This window comes from Streptomyces sp. RP5T (assembly GCF_003933965.1).
Taxonomy (GTDB): domain Bacteria; phylum Actinomycetota; class Actinomycetes; order Streptomycetales; family Streptomycetaceae; genus Streptomyces.
Genome location: NZ_RSAJ01000034.1, coordinates 14,537 through 30,984, shown reverse-complemented (window position 1 = coordinate 30,984; position 16,448 = coordinate 14,537). Strand labels below are relative to the sequence as shown.

Genomic DNA, 16,448 nt, shown 5'->3' with positions numbered 1-16,448 from the left:
GCCTGGAGGGCAGGCTGCGTCGTGCGCGCCGCCCCTTCGTCCTCGCCGCCGTCGCCTTCGTCGTCGCCTTCGTCGTCGCCTGCGTGGTGGCCGGAGTCGTCTCCGGTGGTCGCGTCGGCGGAGGTGGGGGAGGAGGACGCCGGGTTGTGCACGACCGGCCCCGCCGGGGTGGAGGGTGTCGAACTGCCCGGCAGCAGATGGGTGTAGACGGCTCCGAGGGCGGCGGTGCCGGCGAGGGCGGCGGCAGCGATCCACCGGGTGAGGCTGCGGACCCGCGTCACACCGCGATCGCGTGCGCGCACCGCATCACCGGACGAGGCGCCCTGGTCGAAGTCGTGAGGCGTAAAGGTCATGGCAGCGGCTCCTGAAGGATCGACGGCCCCGAATCGGCTGCGTTCATCTCCAGGCTGTGCCGCCGGCACCCGGGAACCTGCTCACCTCTTCTTCAGAACCGGTAAAGATCTCGGCCCGCACCCGGCAGGCCCCCGTCGCGTACGGCCCGTGGTGCCCGCGTCAACCTCGCGACCACAGCGGCAGATCCAGGACGACCGTCAGCCCGCCCCCCGGGGTGTCCTCCAGGTCCACGGTGCCGCCGTTGACGGTGACGAGCCGGTGGACGATGGCCAGCCCCAGGCCGGTGCCCCTGGCCTGCGGATTGCCGAACCGGTGGAACGCGACCGCCTTGGCGTCGGCGTCCATGCCGGGACCGTCGTCCCGCACCCGGACCCTGGCGAAGGAGCCCGCCGCCCGCACGCCGACCGTCACGCTCCCGCCGTCGGGAACGGCGTCAAGGGCGTTGGCGATCAGGTTGTCGAGGATCTGCTCCAGGTGCCCGCCGCCCAGCGAAGCGGTCAGGGCGGGGCCCGACGGCGTGGTCAGCCGCACGTTGCGCTCCTCGGCCACGGGCGACCACGCCTCCACGCGCTCCGCCACCACCTCGTCGATCCGGACGGCGACCGGACGAGGGGTCGCCTGTTCGGCGCGTGCCACCGCGAGCAACCCGTCGACCAGCCGGGACAGCCGGGCGATCTCCCCCTGAGCGGCGGCGAGTTCCTCCGCGGTGTCGCCCTCGGCCCCGGCGGCCAGGACGTCGAGCCGCAGCCGCAGGGCGGCCAGGGGGGTGCGCAACTGGTGCGACACATCGGCGATGACGGCCCGGTGGCCGTGCACCAGGGCCTCCGTACGGGCCGCCATGGTGTTGAACGTGGCGGCGAGGCGGCGCACCTCCGGTGGCCCGCCGTCGACGGCCGCCCGCTCTCCGAGGACCCCTTCGCCCAGCCGCTGGGCCGCCACGTCCAGGGTCGACAGGGGGCGGCTGACCCAGCGGGCCAGGCGTACGGACAGCAGCACGGACGCGGCGAGCCCCAGCAGGCCGATCCCGGCGGACCAGCCCCAGATCCCGGCGATGCGGGCGTTCAGGGGCGCGGCGGAACGAGCGAGCACGACGGCACCGGCGGGCTGCCGCACATCACCGGCGGGTTCCGCGGCGAGCAGACGGCCCTCGCTCTCCGGCGGTACCGGCTCGTGCCCGGCCAGCACCCGGCCCACCAGTTCGCGCGCCTCCTCGCCCTGGGCGGCGGTGCACCGTGTGCTCGCCACCAGCCGCGCGGACGTGTCGTAGACGGCGGCGCAGTCCCCCGCCTCGGCCGCGGCGTGCAGCTCCTGACGCATGGCGGTGGCCGGCCGGTGATCGGAGAGGTGTTCCTCGGCCGCCGCGGCGATCGCCCGGGTGGTCGCCTGCTGGTCGTCGCGGAAGGCCACGCGTTCCCGAGCCGTCATCAGCACCCCGAGCGGTACGACCGCCAGCACCAGCAGAACCGTGGTCAGCGCGAGGAGCGTCAGGGTGATCCGGCGGGTCACGGCGGCTCCCGGAGCCCCTCGACCGCCCCGAGCCGGAACCCGTGCCCGTACACCGTCTCGATCAGTCCCGGCGCGCCGAGCTTCCGGCGCAGCGCCGCGACGTGCACGTCCAGCACCTTCGTGGGGCCGTACCAGTGGGCGTCCCAGGCCCGTTCCAGGATCTCCTGGCGGCTCACCACCCGCCCGGGATCGGCTGCCAGGCACTCCAGGATGCAGAACTCCTTCGGTGTCAGCGCGACCGGGCTGCCGTCCATGGCGACCTGCCGGGTGCGCAGATCGACCGCCAGCGGCCCGTGGCGCAGGATCTCCGGTCCGGCCGGACGCCGGCGGCGCAGCACAGCGCGCATCCGGGCCAGGAGCTCGGCCAGCCCGAACGGCTTGACCAGGTAGTCGTCGGCGCCCTCGTCCAGCGCGACCACCCGGTCCGCCTCCTCGCCCCGGGCCGTCACGGCGATGATCGCGGCGTCCGACCGGGCGCGAAGCCGCCGGCACACCTCGACCCCGTCGATGTCGGGCAGCCCCAGATCGAGGAGGACGACGTCACAGGAGGCGGCCGCCAGCGCGGCACGGCCGGTGCGGGCGCCCTCGACCGCGTATCCCGCCTGCCGCAGACCGCGTTCCAGGGACTCCGCGATGCCCCGGTCGTCCTCCACGACCAGCACGCGTGTCTCCTGCGAGGCCCCTCGGGACTGTCCGTTCATGGCTGCCATCCGCCTCCTGGACGGTGCGGTCCACCGGGTCCGCACAGGATCCAGTCTGCGCCGCCCCGGGAGCCCGACGGCAGGGCCGTTCGACCCACCCGTCAGCGCCGCTCTGAGCGGTACGACCGCCGCGCCGCCCCGGGCGACTGGGGACGTTCGGCTCGGTGGCTTGGGCCGAGGTGCCCCGCATGAGGGTCTGTCGCCCCGTCGTCGGGTCGCGGACTGCCGGGCAGGATGGCGTGAACGCAGCGGATCGCACAGGAATGGCGGCCCGTACGGCGGCCCAGGAGGTGGCGATCATGGAGCGGACGCAGGTGACCAGGCGCCCTCGCCCGGCGCGGCAGCCGGAGCCCCCCGATCTGCGGACGCCCTCGGGACGTCTCCTTCGCTACTGACTGCCGGGTACGCACGGACGCGGCACCGGCGCTCAGGTCGGCCCGTCGTGCGCTGTTTCAGGGCACCCCGGCTACCGATCCGCCCGGATACCGGAAATGCGTCGCGTCCCGAGGTCGGACTGGACCACGAGGTGGGTCTGGTGCGGCTGGTCCCCGGCGTCCTCCCAGGTGAGGGTGACCCGGCTCCAGCAGTGCCCGGTACCGCTGTCGTGGTGGTCGACCTGCCAGGCGGCCGGAACGCCCGCGGCGCGCAGCACCCCGTCCCGGTGGTGCGTCGCTTCCCAGCGGGCCAGGCTGCGGCGCAGCTCGGGCGTGAGGTAGTGGCGGCGCAGGGCGTCGACGAGCTGCCCACGGCCCCGGTCGGTCAGCGCGTCGGTGTACGCGCCGTAGAAGTCGGCGACGTGGTCGACGGCGGACAGCGGGGTGCCCGCACGCGTGGCCGTGCCGGCGGCGAGGGAGGCCGCGGCCGTCGTGTGCGGCCGGGGAGGTGGCACCGTGGCGCCCGGCGTGATGTGGCGGAAGGTGGGGGACCTGGTCATGTCGCTCTCCTGTTTCCCCGGGCGACTGTTTCCCGGACGACGCCCGTTTTCCTCACGTCCAGTGCACCGCGGGCGGAACGCGGCCGGGAGGGCCAAGTGGTGTGCCTCCGGGGGCTGTTCGGCCCGCGTCCATGGCGTCCGGCGCGGTGCCGTGCTCTTGCCCGGAGGGGGAGGCGTCCTGCCGGTGATCGGGGTCACCCAGCCTTGCGGCCACCCCACTGCGGGCCGACCAGCTCCCACTCCCTGCCCCACTGGGCGAGGCGCCGCTGGTCGAGTCGCACCCTCACGGCCGCACCGGCGCCGAACGTGACGCCGGCGACGCCGGCGACCGCGGCCAGGCCGAAGAGGACAGCCTCGGCGGCCCCCTTGACGGGACCGGTCGGCTCGGTGGTGAGGTTCCCCCGGTCGTCCTGCCAGACCGTCAGCCGGGCCCCGGGCTGCAGTCCGGAGTGCACCCGGGTGTATCCGCTGCGGCCGGTGCCGTCCGGGGCCGTCCAGCGGACCTTGGCCAGGACCCGGTTCCCGGCTCCCCTGATCGCGGGCACGGCCTGTGGGGCGGCGCTGAGCAGGACGGCCCGGACGGAATGCCGCTCGGCGCGCTGGTGGGCGAACTCCTCGGCGGCCGCGTGGGCCGTCACCAGGCCGGCGACAGCGCCTCCCACCACGAGGACCGCCCACATCGCCAGGACGACCCAGGCTTCGAGGATGTCCTCGTGCCGTCGCAGCGGATTGCTCCGCCACCGCCACCGCCACAGTCGCTTCGTGGTTCTGCCGCTGCCACGCATCCGTCCGCCCTCCTCGTCCCTCCCTGTCCTAGCCACTCTCCGAAGGTGGCCCTGGCCGGCGTGGCGGGACAGGGGCCGACCGGGTGGCAGCCGGGGCCGGTCGGCCTGCCCTCGGCGGCTCCCTGCCCGGATCGGGCCACGTGGACTCGCCACGCGGCGGGGCCGCAGGGTGGTGCGGTGGGGTCAGGGGGTGCCGGCCGGATTGTCGGCGGCCCGCTGGGCGAGATGCGGGTGCGCCACGGCCCGCCGCGGGCCGCCGCGGGATCGCCGACGGGTCCGGGACGTCCTCCGGGCGGAACGCGCCGTCGGAACGCGCCGGGCCTGCCGCCCGTCGATACCGGCCGCGTTCAGCGGCGAGCCAGTGCGCCGGCGATCTCGGACGCCCACGCGTCGATCGCGGCCCAGTCGCGGTAGTCCCCGAAGCGGCCGCCGACAAGCCGGAACATGAGGCGCCCGGTGCGCGGCAGCTGGGCTCTGGTGACGACGCCCGAGAACAGCCGGTGCTCGCGGAAGCGCAGACCGTCGGGCAAGCGGTCCTCGATCACGGGGACCTCCTTCGGGGCCAGGCGCCGCCACGGCCCGCGCAGGGCGGCCGGCATCCCCACACTGAAGATCCACACGGGGCGGGGGCCCAGCACGTCGAGGTTCTCGCGCACGAAGTCCCGGGCGGGCTCCAGCCACATCTGGCCGTGCACGGCGCTGCCGAGGACGAACGCCTTGTACGCGTCCGCGTCGTCGACGCTCTCCAGGGGCCGCGCCTCGGCCGTCAGCCCCCGCTCGGCCAGCCCGGCGGCCAGGCGTTCGGCGACACCGCGGGTCGAGCCCTGTGCGGTCGCGTATCCGACCAGTACGTCCATGACGTCACCTCGGCCTTCCTCGTCTCACGTCCGGTAGCGCCGGTGCTCCTCCTGGTCCCCGATGTAGTGCCGCTCCTCGATGACCGTCTCCCGCTCACCGGGCCGACGGACCATTCCGGGCGTGGACAGGAACATGATCAGGCCGATCACGCCCACGCACATCAGGGCAAAGCCGACGACGAACGAGCTGTAGCCGAACACCAGGCACGCACCGAGAACGGCCGCACCGACCAGGACGAGCGGAACCATGGCTGCCCTCCTTCACTCCCTCCCAGCGTCCCGGCGTGCGGGCGGGCGGCCCAGAGGCTGAGCGGGCAGGAGGCCGGGCCGAGTGGTAGGGGCCGAACGGCCCCGTCGGGCGCCGAACCACCCCTGCCGCTTCCCGGCCGGGGGTGCCACGGTGAACGTGGAGTTCCGTGCCGCATTCCCTGCGGACCGACGAAAGGCGGTGGGGAAGATGGAGCTGCCCCTGGTCGTGGGCGTCGACGGATCGGACGGGAGCCTCGCGGCGGTCGACTGGGCCGTGGACGAGGCGGCACGGCACGGTCTGCCGTTGCGGCTGGTGTACGCCTCGAAGTGGGAACGCTACGAAGGGACCGTTCCGTCCGACAGCCTCGAACGCCCCTCTGAGCGGGTGATGGCGGAGCACGTCGTCGCTTCCGCGGTGGAGCGCGCCCGCCGGCGCAACCCCGATGCGAAGGTCACCGCCGAAGTGGTCCCCGAGGAGGCGGCGGCCGCGCTGCTGCGGGCAGGCCGCGATGCGTCCGCACTGGTGACGGGTTCACGCGGCCATGGTGAGCTGACGGGCCTGCTCCTCGGCTCCGTCGGACTGGCGGTGGCGGCCCGAGCCGACGGGCCCGTGATCGTCGTCCGGGGCGACAAGGCCGGGCTCGGGTCCACGCACGAACGGATCGTGCTCGGTGCGGGCGAGCCGGAGACCAGCGGTGAGGCGGTGCGGTTCGCCTTCCGGGAGGCCGAGGCGCGCGGGTGCACCCTGGACGTCGTACGTGCCTGGCGCTGCCCCGCGCATGAAAGCGCCGACCATCCCGGGCTGGCCGCGGATCCGGCGCACCGCCACGAGGAGCGGGCCTCCGAGCTGCTCGACTCCCTGCTGGAGGAGGCGGTCGCGGACCACCCCGGGGTGCGGGTGCGCCGCAGCACGGTCGAGGGACCCGCGCGAAAGGTGCTTTTGACCCGGTCGGCCGCGGCGGACCTGGTGATCGTCGGAGCACGGCGCCGTACCGGTCACGTCGGCCTGCAACTCGGCCGGGTGGCCCACACACTGCTGCACCACTCCGACTGCCCGGTCGCGGTAGTACCGCGGCAGGCGTGACCCCGTGCGGTCCTCCCCTCCCGGTCCGGCCGGGAGGGCCGGTCGGTTCGGCCGTGGGGCCCGTACGGCCCAGTGCGGCAGGGCAGCCGCGGACGGAGGCTGGGACCTCTGGAACGGGAGGGCTGCGATGAACGGTCCGGTCGTGGTGGGGGTGGACGGCTCGCCGTCGGGTCTGGCGGCTGTGGAGTCCGCGGCCCGCGAGGCCGAACGGCGAGGGGTGGGACTGGAGTTGGCGCACGCCCTGGCGTGGTCCTCGGGGCCGGTGCCGCCCGGTGTGGCGCCCTGGGATCCGGACGGCGCGGGGCAGCGGAGCCGGGTGAACGAGGCGTTGACCGACGCCGAGTGGCGGGCCCGCAAGGTGGCGCCCGAACTCGTCATCACCCGTGAGGTCCTGGTGGGCGAGGCGGCGTCGGTGCTGGCGTCCGAGGCACGTGCCGCGTCGCTGGCCGTGGTCGGCACCCGACGGGTGCGCGGTCTGCGCCGCCTGCCGCACGCCTCGGTAGCCGGGCACCTGGGTGCCCACGGGTCCTGCCCGGTGCTGGTCGTGCGCGGCAGGCAGAACCGCACCGGCCCCGTCGTCCTGGTGGACGGGTCGGCGGCGGCTTCGGAGGCGGCCGAGTTCGCCTTCGCCGAGGCCGCCGAGCGCGGCGTGGATCTGGTGGTCCTGCGGCATCACGACCGCGGCCCGGACGCCGGCTCCCTGGCGGGACTGCGTGCCAGGTACCCGGACGTCACCGTGCGCTCTCGGCCGGTCCGCCGCCGTCGCCGGGCCCTCGCCGAGGCCGGCGCGGGCGCACAGCTCGTCGTGGTGGGCGTGCGGCGTCGAAACGCCACGACCGCCGTGCTGTCGGCCCGGGACGGCCGGGCAGTCCTGCGCCACGCACACTGCTCCGTGGCCCTCGTGCCGTCCGGGAGGGCATGAGATCCCCTGGCGCTGCGACCGCTGACACGGGCCCGGCGGGAAACCCCGCCGGGCCCGTGTCAGCCGTGCGTCATCGCGCGGGACGGTCCCCCGGCTCGGGCTGCTCCAGATGGGTGGCGAGCACCGCGGCCTGGACGCGCCGCTGGACACCCAGCTTGGACAGCAGCCGGGAGATGTGGTTCTTGACGGTCTTCTCCGACAGGTAGAGCCGCTTGCCGATCTCGCGGTTGGTCAGACCGTCCCCGATCAGCCCGAGGATCTCGCGCTCGCGCGGGGACAGGCCCGCGAGCTCGGGCGCCTCCGCGGGCGGCTCGGCCGGCTCGGTGCGCAGGGACCGCATCAGCCGGGCCGTCGTCTCCGGGTCGAGCATGGACTGGCCCGAGGCGACCGTGCGCACCGCCGAGACCAGGTCCGAACCCCGGATCTGCTTGAGCACATAGCCCGAGGCCCCGGCCATGATGGCGTCGAGCAGCGCGTCCTCGTCGTCGAACGAGGTCAGCATCAGCACGGCCAGCTCCGGCATACGGCTGCGCAGCTCACGGCAGACGGAGATGCCGTCCCCGTCCGGCAGCCGTACGTCCAGGACGGCCACGTCCGGCCGCACCGCCGGCGCCCGCACGAGCGCGTGCTCCACGTTCTCGGCGTCACCGACGACCGAGATGTCCGGTTCGGCCTCCAGCAGGTCGGCGATGCCCCGGCGGACGACCTCGTGGTCGTCGAGCAGGAAGACGCGGATCGGATCCTGTGCCGTGAACGCGCGTGCCTCAGTCATGTCGACCCCTTGTTCCCCGGAGATGTGGCACACAGACGCGCGGGCCCGCGCGTCAGGACGATCGTCACTCGCCGGGGGCGGTCGTACCAGGGCCGAACGGTCCCGCACACGCCCGCGGTACTCGCAGGATGCATCAGGGGAGCAAGCCCGTCACGTGGGCCCCGCGGGATTCAGACCGCGGTCCGGTCCGGGCCGTCCAGGGCGAACCCCACGTCCACCACACCCTCGATTGCCCGTACCAGGCGGGCCGCCACGGGCACGAGCGAGGTGTCACGGACCCGGCCGCTGAGCGTCACGACACCGTCCCGGACCTCGACCAGCACCGCCGACGCCGGCGGTGGGAAGAGGTACGCGACGACCTCGCGCCGCACCTCCTCGGCCACGTCCTCGTCGTCCCGCAGGAACACCTTCAACAGGTCCGCCCGGCTGACGATGCCCTCCAGGTGCCCCGCCGCGTCGACGACGGGCAGCCGCTTGACCCGTGACCGGGCCATCTTGCGCGCGGCCGACGCGAGCGTGGTGTCCGCCTGGATGGTGAGGGCGGGGGACGTCATCAGCTCACCGGCGGTGACCGATCCGGCCTTGGCCAGGTCGGAGAGCCGCCGCAGCTGTGTGTACCGGTCGGGGTCGCTGTCGCGGAACTCCTCCTTGGGCAGCAGATCCGCCTCGGAGACGACTCCCACGACCTTGTTGCCGCCGTCCACGACGGGCAGCGCGCTGACCTTGCGCTCCTGCAGGGTCCGGACGATGTCCTTGAAGGCGGCCCCACGGCCGACGGCGGCGACGGAGCGGGTCATCACGTCACTCACGATGTGCGGGGATGCGTGCACAGCGCCTCCTTGATCGCTTCCTCACTCCGGACAGCCGGCCGCGTTCACCAGCGGCTCCCGCTGCCGTAGGGGCCGTACAGGTCCAGCAGCCGGGTGCGGGCCGACTGCAGCCGGTGGGCGACGACCTCACCCACCCAGCGGGTGATGGACAGGCCGAACTCGGGGTCCTCCTGGCAGAGCTCCCGAACCGCCCTGGCGTCGAACTCGAACGTCCGCAGGGGCGATGCCGCCTCGGCGCCCAGGTGCCAGGTGTGCGGAGGGAACAGCCAGGACCAGCCGACGAGTTCGTTGTGCCCGAGGGACTCGATGACGGCGGGGCGGCGACCGGGCACCCGCATGTCGAGGTCGACCGTGCCGGTGCGGATGATCCAGAACCGGTCGGCGCGGCTGCCCTCCTCGAAGAGCCGGGCGCCCTCGGGGAACGCCACTTCGCGGGCGAGCCCCATCAGCCTCTGCCGGTGCTCGGCGGGCAGGGCCCGCGGCATGCTCGTGGGTGCGGGAGCGTTCATGTCGTGCCTCCTGCCGGCGTACGGAACCACCACCCCCAGTGTGTGCGGGCGGTCCTGCGCGGACCAGGGGCCACCTGGCCCCAGGAGCAGGCCGTCCGGCGGTCCGGTGCACCCCTGTGGCACCCTGTGCCACCCCTCGGACCGCGGTTCGATGGTGGTGAGAGAGCAAGTCCGGCGCAGTGGAAACCAGGGTGGAAAGGGGTGGGACACCATGGGTACGAGCCTGACCGCGGAGTTCTGGCGGCAGTTCGCCGCCCTCCTGGTGGCAGCCGTGATCGTCACCTTCGCGCTCAGCGCGGCGCTCGACGCGCTGTATCTGCGTCGGCAACGGCGCCGCGCCGCACGGCGGCCGACGGATCCCGGTGCACCGAAGGCGACGCCTCTCCCCGAGCGGCCCGTCGTGCGCACGCCGGTGCGGCACTGAAGCCCGACGCGGTGGGGTCGGTCGGCCCCGGTCGGGGACCTGCGGCCCCTGTGAGACCTGCCCTGAGGGGACGACTCTGGAGGCACATCCGAAATCAGGAGGCGGAACCATGGTGCGCACTGTTGTCGCCGGGCTGGACGGCTCGTCCGAGAGCCGCGCTGCGGTGGAGTGGGCGGCGCGCGAAGCGAAACTGCGTGGCCTGCCGTTGAAGGTCGTCCACGTGTGGGAGCCCGTGCCCGATCCCATGGCCCAGGCCCCGCTGCTCGGTGCCGAGACCCAGCAGCACTGGAGCGAACGCATTCCCCGCGAGGCCGTCGAGGGCCTGCGCCTGCGCCATCCCGGCGTCGAGATCACCATGCAGCAGTTGAGCGGCGGGTCCGCCGACGCCCTCGTCAAGGCGGCGGAGGACGCCGAGCTGCTCGCCCTCGGCACGCGCGGGCTCAGCGGCGTCGGCGGGTTCATGATCGGCTCCGTCGGCCTCGCCGTCGTGGCGCATGCCGGACGCCCGGTGGTCCTGGTCCGGGCCGGTGAGCAGGCCGCGGACGAGCACCGGACGGACCCGGCCGGCATCCCGTCGGCCGCCACCCCCTACCGGCCCGTCGTGCTCGGCCTCGACCCCGCCGGTCCGGACGACTCGCTGATCGAGTTCGCGTTCGACGCGGCTGCCCGGCGCTCCACTGCCCTGCGCGTCGTCCATGGCTGGAACCTGCCGCCCTACTACACCTACGGCCTGTCCGTAGACCCGGAGTACCACGACGAGATCGTGCGGCAGCAGTCCGCCGCCCTGTCCGCGGCCCTGCGGCCCTGGCGACAGAAGCACCCGGACGTCGAGGTCGTCGAGGACTCCAGGCCCGGAAGCGGAGCCAACCACGTGGTCGACGCCTCGCGTGAGGCGTCCCTGGTCGTCGTCGGGCGTCGCGTCCGCCGCGGCGCGCTCGGCGCCCACATCGGCCCCGTCACCCACGCGGTCCTGCACCACGCCGTCGCCCCCGTCGCGGTGATCTCCCACACCTGACCTCCGTGGCGGCCGGCCGGGTCGGGACCGTGGAGACACGGGCCGTACGAGCGTCGGGCGGGTCACCGACCCGCCCCGCACCACAACCCCCGGCAGGGAGGCACGACATGAACATCCGTCGGATCCCCGCGATCACGGCCGAGACGGTCCTGTACCTCGTCGCCGCGATCCTGGCGCTCTTCTGCATCGGCCTGACCGCCTCGGTGGTGGGTCTGCCCCTGGTCCCGCTCGTGATCCCCGCCGTCGTCGCGCTGGTGCTGCTCGCCCGGCGGCTGGGCCGCGGGCACCACCCTCCCGCCGCCAAGGCGTAGGGCAGGGGGAGGACCCGTAGACCTCAGCTGAGGACATGGACGACCCCGGCGCACCGGTTGCGCCGGGGTTCTCGTGTCGTCGGCCGGTGTCAGCGGTTCACGGTCAGCGGCACGGTGTCGACGGTCACGCGGCGGCCGTCCGCGGGCGACACGAAGTACGCCGTGAGCAGGCCCGCTCCGGAACGGGCGGCCTTGTAGGGGAACGTCACGTCGAAGGTGCCGCGGGTGCCGGTGCCCGACGTCGCCCTGACCAGGACGTCGGCGGCCGTGCGCCCCGTGGTGTCGGTGACCTTCAGCCGGAACTCGGCCTCGAAGGTGTCGGCGCTGCCCCAGACCCGCACGGGGCTGCGGACCGTGCCGCCGATCAGCGGCGACTCGACCAGGACGGCCGGGGACAGATCCTCGAAGTCGGCCCGGCCGACGGGGCCGTTCAGCACGATCCCCTCGCCTCCGAAGGAGGTGACGGGCTTGCCGTCCAGTTCGAAGGCGACCTTGTGCACGGAGGGGAAGCGGGTCGCGGTGAACACGACCTGGGCGAGCCGCGCGCGCATGGACAGGCTGCCGCCTCCGTCGTCGTACCGCCCGGAGAGATCGACGGTGGCGACATGGTTCCGGATCACCAGTGAGCGCAGCCGCGTCCCGGAGGGGACAGCTGTGGTGCGGTCGTGACGGCCCTCGTATCCGGTGGGGCCGGCGAGCAGAGCCCGGACGGCCGCGGCGGCGGTGGCGGGCGCGGTCACGGTGCGAGGAGCGGGCGAGACCTTCTCGCCGTGCAGGAAGTAGACGGACGTGCTGATCGTCCTGGCCGCCGTGCCGCCGGATCCGGTCGCCCCGGGTGTCGAAGGCGCGGTCGAGGGAGCCGGGGTCGAAGGCCTCGTTGCCGAAGGGACGGGGGTGACGGGTGCACCCGAGGTGCCGCCCGACCCTGGGCCGGCGGACGAGCCGGACGGGTGGCCGGTGTCGGCCGGTGTGCCGGGCGCGGTGTTCGTGCCGCACGCGGCGAGTGCGAGGGCCGGGAGCGCCAGCGCCGAGGTGAGCAGGGCGTTGCGGTGACGGCGGGTGTGGGCCACGGGGTGTGTCCGGCTGTGCATGGCAACCTCCTCCGACACTTCCAGCGAACCGCTTGTCGGCCCGCCGCCCGAAGTGCCGAAAGGGTTCGGTTCGAGGGCCGAACGGCCGCTCCTGCGAGGTCTGTCGGGCCGAGCCCTCTCTCGGTCGATGCCGGATGCCGGGCGAGGTGCCCGCAGCCGGCCGTCCCCCGTCCCGGACGTGGGCCTCGGAAGGGGGCCCGAAGCAGGGCCGCTGAGGCCGGTCGGGCGGGACGGACGGCCCCTGTGCGCCGGGCCGGTGGGGGCGGACGCTGAAGGTGAACGCTTCGCGAAAGGTGGGATGCATGATGTCGGTCCTCCACGACAAGCCCGGCCGTGCCGCACTCCACCTGGCCCGCGCCGCGTCCCTCGCGCCCTCGCCGCACAACAGCCAGCCGTGGTACTTCACCGAGGAGGGCCACGACCACGGCTTCGAGGTGCACCTGGACAGCGGACGGCGGATGCCGCTGACCGACCCGTGCGGCAGGGAGGCCGTCATCGCCTGCGGTGCGGCCCTGTTCAACGTACGCATGGCCGTGCGGCAGCTGGGCTTCCGGCCCGTGGTCGACCTCCTGCCGGCTCCCGGGGACTCCCACCGCCTGGCCCACGTCGGCTTCGCGGCCCATGCGCCGAGCACCCCCGAGGAGACGCTGCTGGCCCGGGCGATCCCCCACCGGCACACTCACCGGGGACGCTTCGCCGCCGGGCCGGTCCCGGCCGACCTCCTCGCCGACCTGCACGAACAGGCCCGGGCCGAGGGCGCGATCCTCCAGGTCGTCGACGATCCGGAACAGCTGGAGCTGGTCGCGACGCTGGTGCGCACCGCGGAGGACGCGCACCGCGCGGACTTCGGGCACGTCACCGAGCTGGAGCGGTGCGTGGGCCCGTACGGGGTTCCCGTCGAGGCGTGCCGGCACCACCCGGACGCCACCCTGCTGGCCGGCCGCGACTACCTGTCCCTGGCCCGGTGCTGGCCCGTCTCCGCCCGCAACCGGGGCAGGGGGACCGGCACCGTCGTCGTTCTGTCCACTCCGCGCGACGGCCGCCCGGACTGGCTGCGGTCCGGGCAGGCGCTGCAGCGTGTGCTGCTGTACGCGGCGGCGCACGACGTGATGGCCGCCTTCCACACCCAGCCGCTCGAACTGCCCGCCCTGCGGGCCCGCCTGCGGACGGAGTTCACCGCCGGCCGGTACCCGCAGCTGATCCTGCGCCTCGGGCACCTTCCGCAGCCGCAGACGTGGCGCACCCTGCGGCGCCCGCCCCTGCGGGTGCTCGCCCGCGACGACGCCAGGGCCCGGTGATGACGATGAACAAGGCCACGAGCCGACGGCAGGGGCGGGTGCGCTGGTGGCGGCTGCGCCGCAACCCGCTCAGGCGCCGCAGCTACCTCGTCGAGGCCTGGCTGCGGTCGGTGACCGGGATCCTCGCGGTGACGTTCGCGATCGTCATGGGTGTGCTGGCCGCCCACGCGGTGGAAGGCGACCTCGACGGACTGCGCGCCGAGCGGCACGCCGTGCCGGCGGTGCTCACGACGGACGCGAAGGACACCGTCGGGGTCGAGGGCACGGACGCCGACCGGGCATGGGCCCACGTGCGGTGGACGGCGGCCGACGGTACGCCCCGCACGGGCGTCGCGCGCGTCGACTCCACGAGCAGGGCGGGCAGCACCACCCGGGTGTGGCTGGACGCCGAGGGCCGTCTCGTGCCCGAGCCCGCCACGGCGGGCGAGGCGGAGTTCCAGGGCGCGGTGCTCGGGGCCGCGGCCGCCGTGGGCACGGGCGCGGCGGTGCTGCTCCTCGGCGGCCTCGCGTGCGCGCGCCTGGACCGCCGGCGGCAGGACCAGTGGGACACGGAGTGGGCTCTGATCGACCCGCGCTGGGGCCGGAAGACCGGCTGACCCGGAGCCCCCCGGCCCGGCGGCCTGCCCGGCCCCCGTGGATCAGTCCGTGGATCAGTGCACTCAGCAGATGCGGGGGAGCTGCTCGCCCAGCGGCATGTCCACGATGCGCCGAGCGCCCACCAGGGTCCGCACCGTCACCCGCCCTCGCGGGTTGCGCTCCAGCACCTCGCCGATGCGCACCGCCTGCGCCCCCTCGGGCAGGGACCGCAGGCACGTCAGGGCCTCCTCGGCGACGGACGGGGCGACGAAGGCGACCATGCAGCCCTCGTTGGCGACGACCAGCGGATCCAGACCGAGCAGGTCGCAGGCCGAGGCCACCGTCTCCGGCACCGGTACGGCGCCCTCCTCGATCTCCACGGCGACCGAGGAGTCCCGGGCGATCTCGTTGAGCGCGGCCGCCAGCCCGCCCCGCGTCGGGTCGCGCAACACGTGGACGGACTCGCCGAGCGGGGCCAGGGCCCGCACCAGCCGGTGCAGCGGCCGGCTGTCCGAGGCGATGTCGCCCTCGAAGCCGAGCCCCTCGCGGGTACTGAGCACGGTCGTGCCGTGCAGGCCGATCGGCCCGGACAGCAGCACCGCGTCGCCGGGTTGGGCCAGTGCCGCCGAGGGATGCAGGGAGCCGTGCCGCTGTCCGACGCCCGTGGTGTTCACGAACAGCCGGTCGGCGGCGCCGCGGCCCACGACCTTGGTGTCACCGGTGATGACGGGCACCCCCACGTCCTGTGCCGCCTTGCCCAACGAGTCGAGAACGGAACGGAGTTCGGCCAGCGGCATGCCTTCCTCGACGATCAGGGAGACGGAGAGCGCGAGTGGCCACGCGCCGCGCATGGCGAGGTCGTTGACCGTGCCGTGCACGGCGAGGGAACCGATGTCCCCGCCGGGGAAGAAGAGCGGACTGACCACGAAACTGTCGGTGCTGACCACCAGTTCCCGGTACCCGGGCAGCAGCGCGGCGTCCTCCAGCGGACCCACCGAGCCTCCGAAGGCGGGCAGGACGACCCGGTCGAGCAGCTCGGCGGTGAGGCGGCCACCGGCGCCATGACCCAGCAGGACGACCTCGTCCTCCTCATGAGGGGTGGGGCATTGCATGCTCATGGCGTGCTCCTCGTGGGTGTCCGTCCGGCCGCGTGGAAGGCGGCGCACGTGCCCTCGGACGACACCATGGGCGCGCCGAGGGGATGGCGGGGGGTGCAACGGGTGCCGTACGCGGCGCAGTCGGTGGGCAGCCTGGCCCCGGTGAGGATGGCGCCCGCGATGCACTGGGGGTCCTCCACGGGACACAGCCCGCCCACGTCGAAGCGGCGGGCCGCGTCGAACTCCCGGTACTCCTCAGCAAGTTCGAGGCCGCTGTCGGGCAGCGCCCCGATGCCGCGCCAGGAGCGGTCGGTGACGTTGAAGACCTCGCGGACCGCGTCCTGCGCGGCGGTGTTGCCGGTGCGCCGGACGGCCCGTACGTACTGGTTCTCGACCTCGTACCGGCCCGCCTCCAGCTGCCGTACGGCCATCAGGATGCCCTCCAGCAGGTCCAGCGGCTCGAAACCGGTGACCACGATCGGCACCCGGTGGCGGGCGGCGATCGGCTCGTACTCGGTCCAGCCCATCACCGCGCACACATGCCCGGCGGCCAGGAACGCCTGCACCTCGCAGTCCGCGTCGTCGAGCAGCGCGGTCATCGCGGGCGGCACCAGGACATGGCTGACCAGCAGCGAGAAGTTCCTGAGGCCCAGGCGCGCCGCGTGCAGCACCGCCATGGCGTTGGCGGGCGCGGTGGTCTCGAACCCGACCGCCAGGAAGACCACCTCGCGCTCGGGGTGGTCGGCGGCCAGGCGGACGGCGTCCATCGGGGCGTACACCACGCGTACGTCGGCGCCCCTGGCCCGCAGGGACAGCAGGTCGGTGTCCGTGCCGGGCACCCGCAGCATGTCGCCGAAGCTGGTGAGGATCACGCCGGGACGGGCGGCGATCGCCATGGCCCGGTCCAGGGTCTCCAGCGGGGTGACGCAGACCGGGCAGCCGGGACCGTGGATCATGCGCATGCCGGCGGGCAGGAGTTCGTCGATGCCCTGGCGGACCAGGGTGTGGGTCTGCCCGCCGCACACCTCCATGATCCGCCAGGGACGGGTCGCGACCTCGCGCAGCTCGTCCAGCAGACGCCGGGCCAGCACGGGGTCGCGGTACTCGTCCAGGTACTTCATCGGCCCTCCGCG

The 16,448-nt window shown here is 74.2% G+C and carries 20 protein-coding genes; 7 read left to right on the top strand and 13 right to left on the bottom strand.

The genetic code is table 11. The features are described from left to right. From EHS43_RS06295 to EHS43_RS06265, 7 genes are all read right to left on the bottom strand, one after another. Positions 1-353 (bottom strand): hypothetical protein (locus EHS43_RS06295; protein ID WP_185806131.1); only part of this gene is annotated, 353 nt, incomplete at its 3' end. A 160-nt stretch (positions 354-513) separates the two neighbouring features. Continuing rightward, positions 514-1,860, bottom strand: coding sequence for a HAMP domain-containing sensor histidine kinase (locus tag EHS43_RS06290; RefSeq protein ID WP_125189537.1), 1,347 nt, complete (start codon positions 1,858-1,860; stop codon positions 514-516). Next, entirely contained in the window at positions 1,857-2,570 is a 714-nt protein-coding gene (locus EHS43_RS06285; protein ID WP_312023411.1) for a response regulator transcription factor, read from the bottom strand. The genes EHS43_RS06290 and EHS43_RS06285 overlap by 4 nt, the downstream gene beginning before the upstream one ends. 457 nt (positions 2,571-3,027) lie before the next feature. After that, positions 3,028-3,495 carry a hypothetical protein gene (locus EHS43_RS06280; RefSeq protein WP_260470404.1) on the bottom strand — a complete coding sequence of 156 codons (468 nt, stop codon included), beginning with the start codon at positions 3,493-3,495 and terminating at the stop codon, positions 3,028-3,030. 194 nt (positions 3,496-3,689) lie between these two features. Further along, entirely contained in the window at positions 3,690-4,280 is a 591-nt protein-coding gene (locus EHS43_RS06275; protein ID WP_125189536.1) for a hypothetical protein, read from the bottom strand. A 347-nt stretch (positions 4,281-4,627) separates the two neighbouring features. Next, on the bottom strand, positions 4,628-5,137 hold the full coding sequence (locus EHS43_RS06270; RefSeq protein ID WP_125189535.1) for a flavodoxin domain-containing protein: 510 nt from the start codon (positions 5,135-5,137) through the stop codon (positions 4,628-4,630). A 24-nt stretch (positions 5,138-5,161) separates the two neighbouring features. Continuing rightward, positions 5,162-5,386 (bottom strand): hypothetical protein, encoded by a 225-nt coding sequence (locus EHS43_RS06265; protein WP_125189534.1) that lies wholly within the window; start codon positions 5,384-5,386, stop codon positions 5,162-5,164. 208 nt (positions 5,387-5,594) lie between these two features. On the opposite strand from EHS43_RS06265, the gene EHS43_RS06260 reads away from it, so the two are divergent. Next, a complete protein-coding gene (locus EHS43_RS06260) occupies positions 5,595-6,470 on the top strand; it encodes a universal stress protein (protein ID WP_125189533.1) in 876 nt (291 codons plus the stop codon). Between the two features lie 127 nt (positions 6,471-6,597). Then, the gene (locus EHS43_RS06255) at positions 6,598-7,392 is read left to right on the top strand and encodes a universal stress protein (protein WP_125189532.1); all 795 of its coding nucleotides are present in this window, start codon (positions 6,598-6,600) and stop codon (positions 7,390-7,392) included. Positions 7,393-7,462: 70 nt separating this feature from the next. Here EHS43_RS06255 and EHS43_RS06250 read toward each other — a convergent pair whose 3' ends face one another. The 3 genes from EHS43_RS06250 to EHS43_RS06240 all read right to left on the bottom strand — a co-directional run bounded on the left by EHS43_RS06250 (position 7,463) and on the right by EHS43_RS06240 (position 9,503). After that, positions 7,463-8,164 (bottom strand): response regulator transcription factor, encoded by a 702-nt coding sequence (locus tag EHS43_RS06250; RefSeq protein ID WP_125189531.1) that lies wholly within the window; start codon positions 8,162-8,164, stop codon positions 7,463-7,465. 170 nt (positions 8,165-8,334) lie between these two features. Continuing rightward, positions 8,335-8,994, bottom strand: coding sequence for a CBS domain-containing protein (locus EHS43_RS06245; RefSeq protein ID WP_125189530.1), 660 nt, complete (start codon positions 8,992-8,994; stop codon positions 8,335-8,337). A 44-nt stretch (positions 8,995-9,038) separates the two neighbouring features. Then, a complete protein-coding gene (locus tag EHS43_RS06240; RefSeq protein WP_125189529.1) occupies positions 9,039-9,503 on the bottom strand; it encodes a cyclic nucleotide-binding domain-containing protein in 465 nt (154 codons plus the stop codon). Between the two features lie 211 nt (positions 9,504-9,714). Here EHS43_RS06240 and EHS43_RS06235 point away from each other — a divergent pair, with 211 nt between their 5' ends. The 3 genes from EHS43_RS06235 to EHS43_RS06225 all read left to right on the top strand — a co-directional run bounded on the left by EHS43_RS06235 (position 9,715) and on the right by EHS43_RS06225 (position 11,253). Further along, complete coding sequence (locus EHS43_RS06235) at positions 9,715-9,927, top strand: hypothetical protein (protein ID WP_125189528.1); 213 nt, start codon at positions 9,715-9,717, stop codon at positions 9,925-9,927. 109 nt (positions 9,928-10,036) lie between these two features. Next, positions 10,037-10,942 (top strand): universal stress protein, encoded by a 906-nt coding sequence (locus EHS43_RS06230; protein ID WP_125189527.1) that lies wholly within the window; start codon positions 10,037-10,039, stop codon positions 10,940-10,942. Positions 10,943-11,049: 107 nt separating this feature from the next. Continuing rightward, entirely contained in the window at positions 11,050-11,253 is a 204-nt protein-coding gene (locus tag EHS43_RS06225; protein WP_125189526.1) for a hypothetical protein, read from the top strand. A gap of 89 nt (positions 11,254-11,342) precedes the next feature. Here the strand turns inward: EHS43_RS06225 and EHS43_RS06220 are convergent, their stop codons facing one another. Beyond that, positions 11,343-12,344 carry a GerMN domain-containing protein gene (locus tag EHS43_RS06220; protein ID WP_185806130.1) on the bottom strand — a complete coding sequence of 334 codons (1,002 nt, stop codon included), beginning with the start codon at positions 12,342-12,344 and terminating at the stop codon, positions 11,343-11,345. Between the two features lie 302 nt (positions 12,345-12,646). Here EHS43_RS06220 and EHS43_RS06215 point away from each other — a divergent pair, with 302 nt between their 5' ends. Beyond that, complete coding sequence (locus EHS43_RS06215; protein WP_260470403.1) at positions 12,647-13,642, top strand: hypothetical protein; 996 nt, start codon at positions 12,647-12,649, stop codon at positions 13,640-13,642. Further along, on the top strand, positions 13,642-14,238 hold the full coding sequence (locus EHS43_RS06210) for a hypothetical protein (RefSeq protein WP_125189525.1): 597 nt from the start codon (positions 13,642-13,644) through the stop codon (positions 14,236-14,238). The genes EHS43_RS06215 and EHS43_RS06210 overlap by 1 nt, the downstream gene beginning before the upstream one ends. 63 nt (positions 14,239-14,301) lie before the next feature. On the opposite strand, the gene hypE is transcribed toward EHS43_RS06210, so the two are convergent. Further along, positions 14,302-15,336 carry a hydrogenase expression/formation protein HypE gene (gene hypE / locus EHS43_RS06205; protein WP_125189524.1) on the bottom strand — a complete coding sequence of 345 codons (1,035 nt, stop codon included), beginning with the start codon at positions 15,334-15,336 and terminating at the stop codon, positions 14,302-14,304. Next, positions 15,333-16,436, bottom strand: a complete 1,104-nt coding sequence (gene hypD, locus EHS43_RS06200) for a hydrogenase formation protein HypD (RefSeq protein WP_125189523.1) — start codon at positions 16,434-16,436, stop codon at positions 15,333-15,335. Before hypD ends, hypE begins: the two co-directional genes overlap by 4 nt. Positions 16,437-16,448: the final 12 nt, after the last annotated feature.

Coding starts and splice junctions, on each gene's coding strand:
- hypE (WP_125189524.1), bottom strand. CDS start 15,336: ATGAGCATGCAATGCCCCACCCCTCATGAGGAGGACGAGGTCGTCCTG.
- EHS43_RS06240 (WP_125189529.1), bottom strand. CDS start 9,503: ATGAACGCTCCCGCACCCACGAGCATGCCGCGGGCCCTGCCCGCCGAG.
- EHS43_RS06220 (WP_185806130.1), bottom strand. CDS start 12,344: ATGCACAGCCGGACACACCCCGTGGCCCACACCCGCCGTCACCGCAAC.
- EHS43_RS06285 (WP_312023411.1), bottom strand. CDS start 2,570: ATGGCAGCCATGAACGGACAGTCCCGAGGGGCCTCGCAGGAGACACGC.
- EHS43_RS06275 (WP_125189536.1), bottom strand. CDS start 4,280: ATGCGTGGCAGCGGCAGAACCACGAAGCGACTGTGGCGGTGGCGGTGG.
- EHS43_RS06255 (WP_125189532.1), top strand. CDS start 6,598: ATGAACGGTCCGGTCGTGGTGGGGGTGGACGGCTCGCCGTCGGGTCTG.
- EHS43_RS06265 (WP_125189534.1), bottom strand. CDS start 5,386: ATGGTTCCGCTCGTCCTGGTCGGTGCGGCCGTTCTCGGTGCGTGCCTG.
- EHS43_RS06230 (WP_125189527.1), top strand. CDS start 10,037: ATGGTGCGCACTGTTGTCGCCGGGCTGGACGGCTCGTCCGAGAGCCGC.
- EHS43_RS06225 (WP_125189526.1), top strand. CDS start 11,050: ATGAACATCCGTCGGATCCCCGCGATCACGGCCGAGACGGTCCTGTAC.
- EHS43_RS06270 (WP_125189535.1), bottom strand. CDS start 5,137: ATGGACGTACTGGTCGGATACGCGACCGCACAGGGCTCGACCCGCGGT.
- hypD (WP_125189523.1), bottom strand. CDS start 16,436: ATGAAGTACCTGGACGAGTACCGCGACCCCGTGCTGGCCCGGCGTCTG.
- EHS43_RS06280 (WP_260470404.1), bottom strand. CDS start 3,495: ATGACCAGGTCCCCCACCTTCCGCCACATCACGCCGGGCGCCACGGTG.
- EHS43_RS06260 (WP_125189533.1), top strand. CDS start 5,595: ATGGAGCTGCCCCTGGTCGTGGGCGTCGACGGATCGGACGGGAGCCTC.
- EHS43_RS06235 (WP_125189528.1), top strand. CDS start 9,715: ATGGGTACGAGCCTGACCGCGGAGTTCTGGCGGCAGTTCGCCGCCCTC.
- EHS43_RS06210 (WP_125189525.1), top strand. CDS start 13,642: ATGACGATGAACAAGGCCACGAGCCGACGGCAGGGGCGGGTGCGCTGG.
- EHS43_RS06215 (WP_260470403.1), top strand. CDS start 12,647: ATGATGTCGGTCCTCCACGACAAGCCCGGCCGTGCCGCACTCCACCTG.
- EHS43_RS06250 (WP_125189531.1), bottom strand. CDS start 8,164: ATGACTGAGGCACGCGCGTTCACGGCACAGGATCCGATCCGCGTCTTC.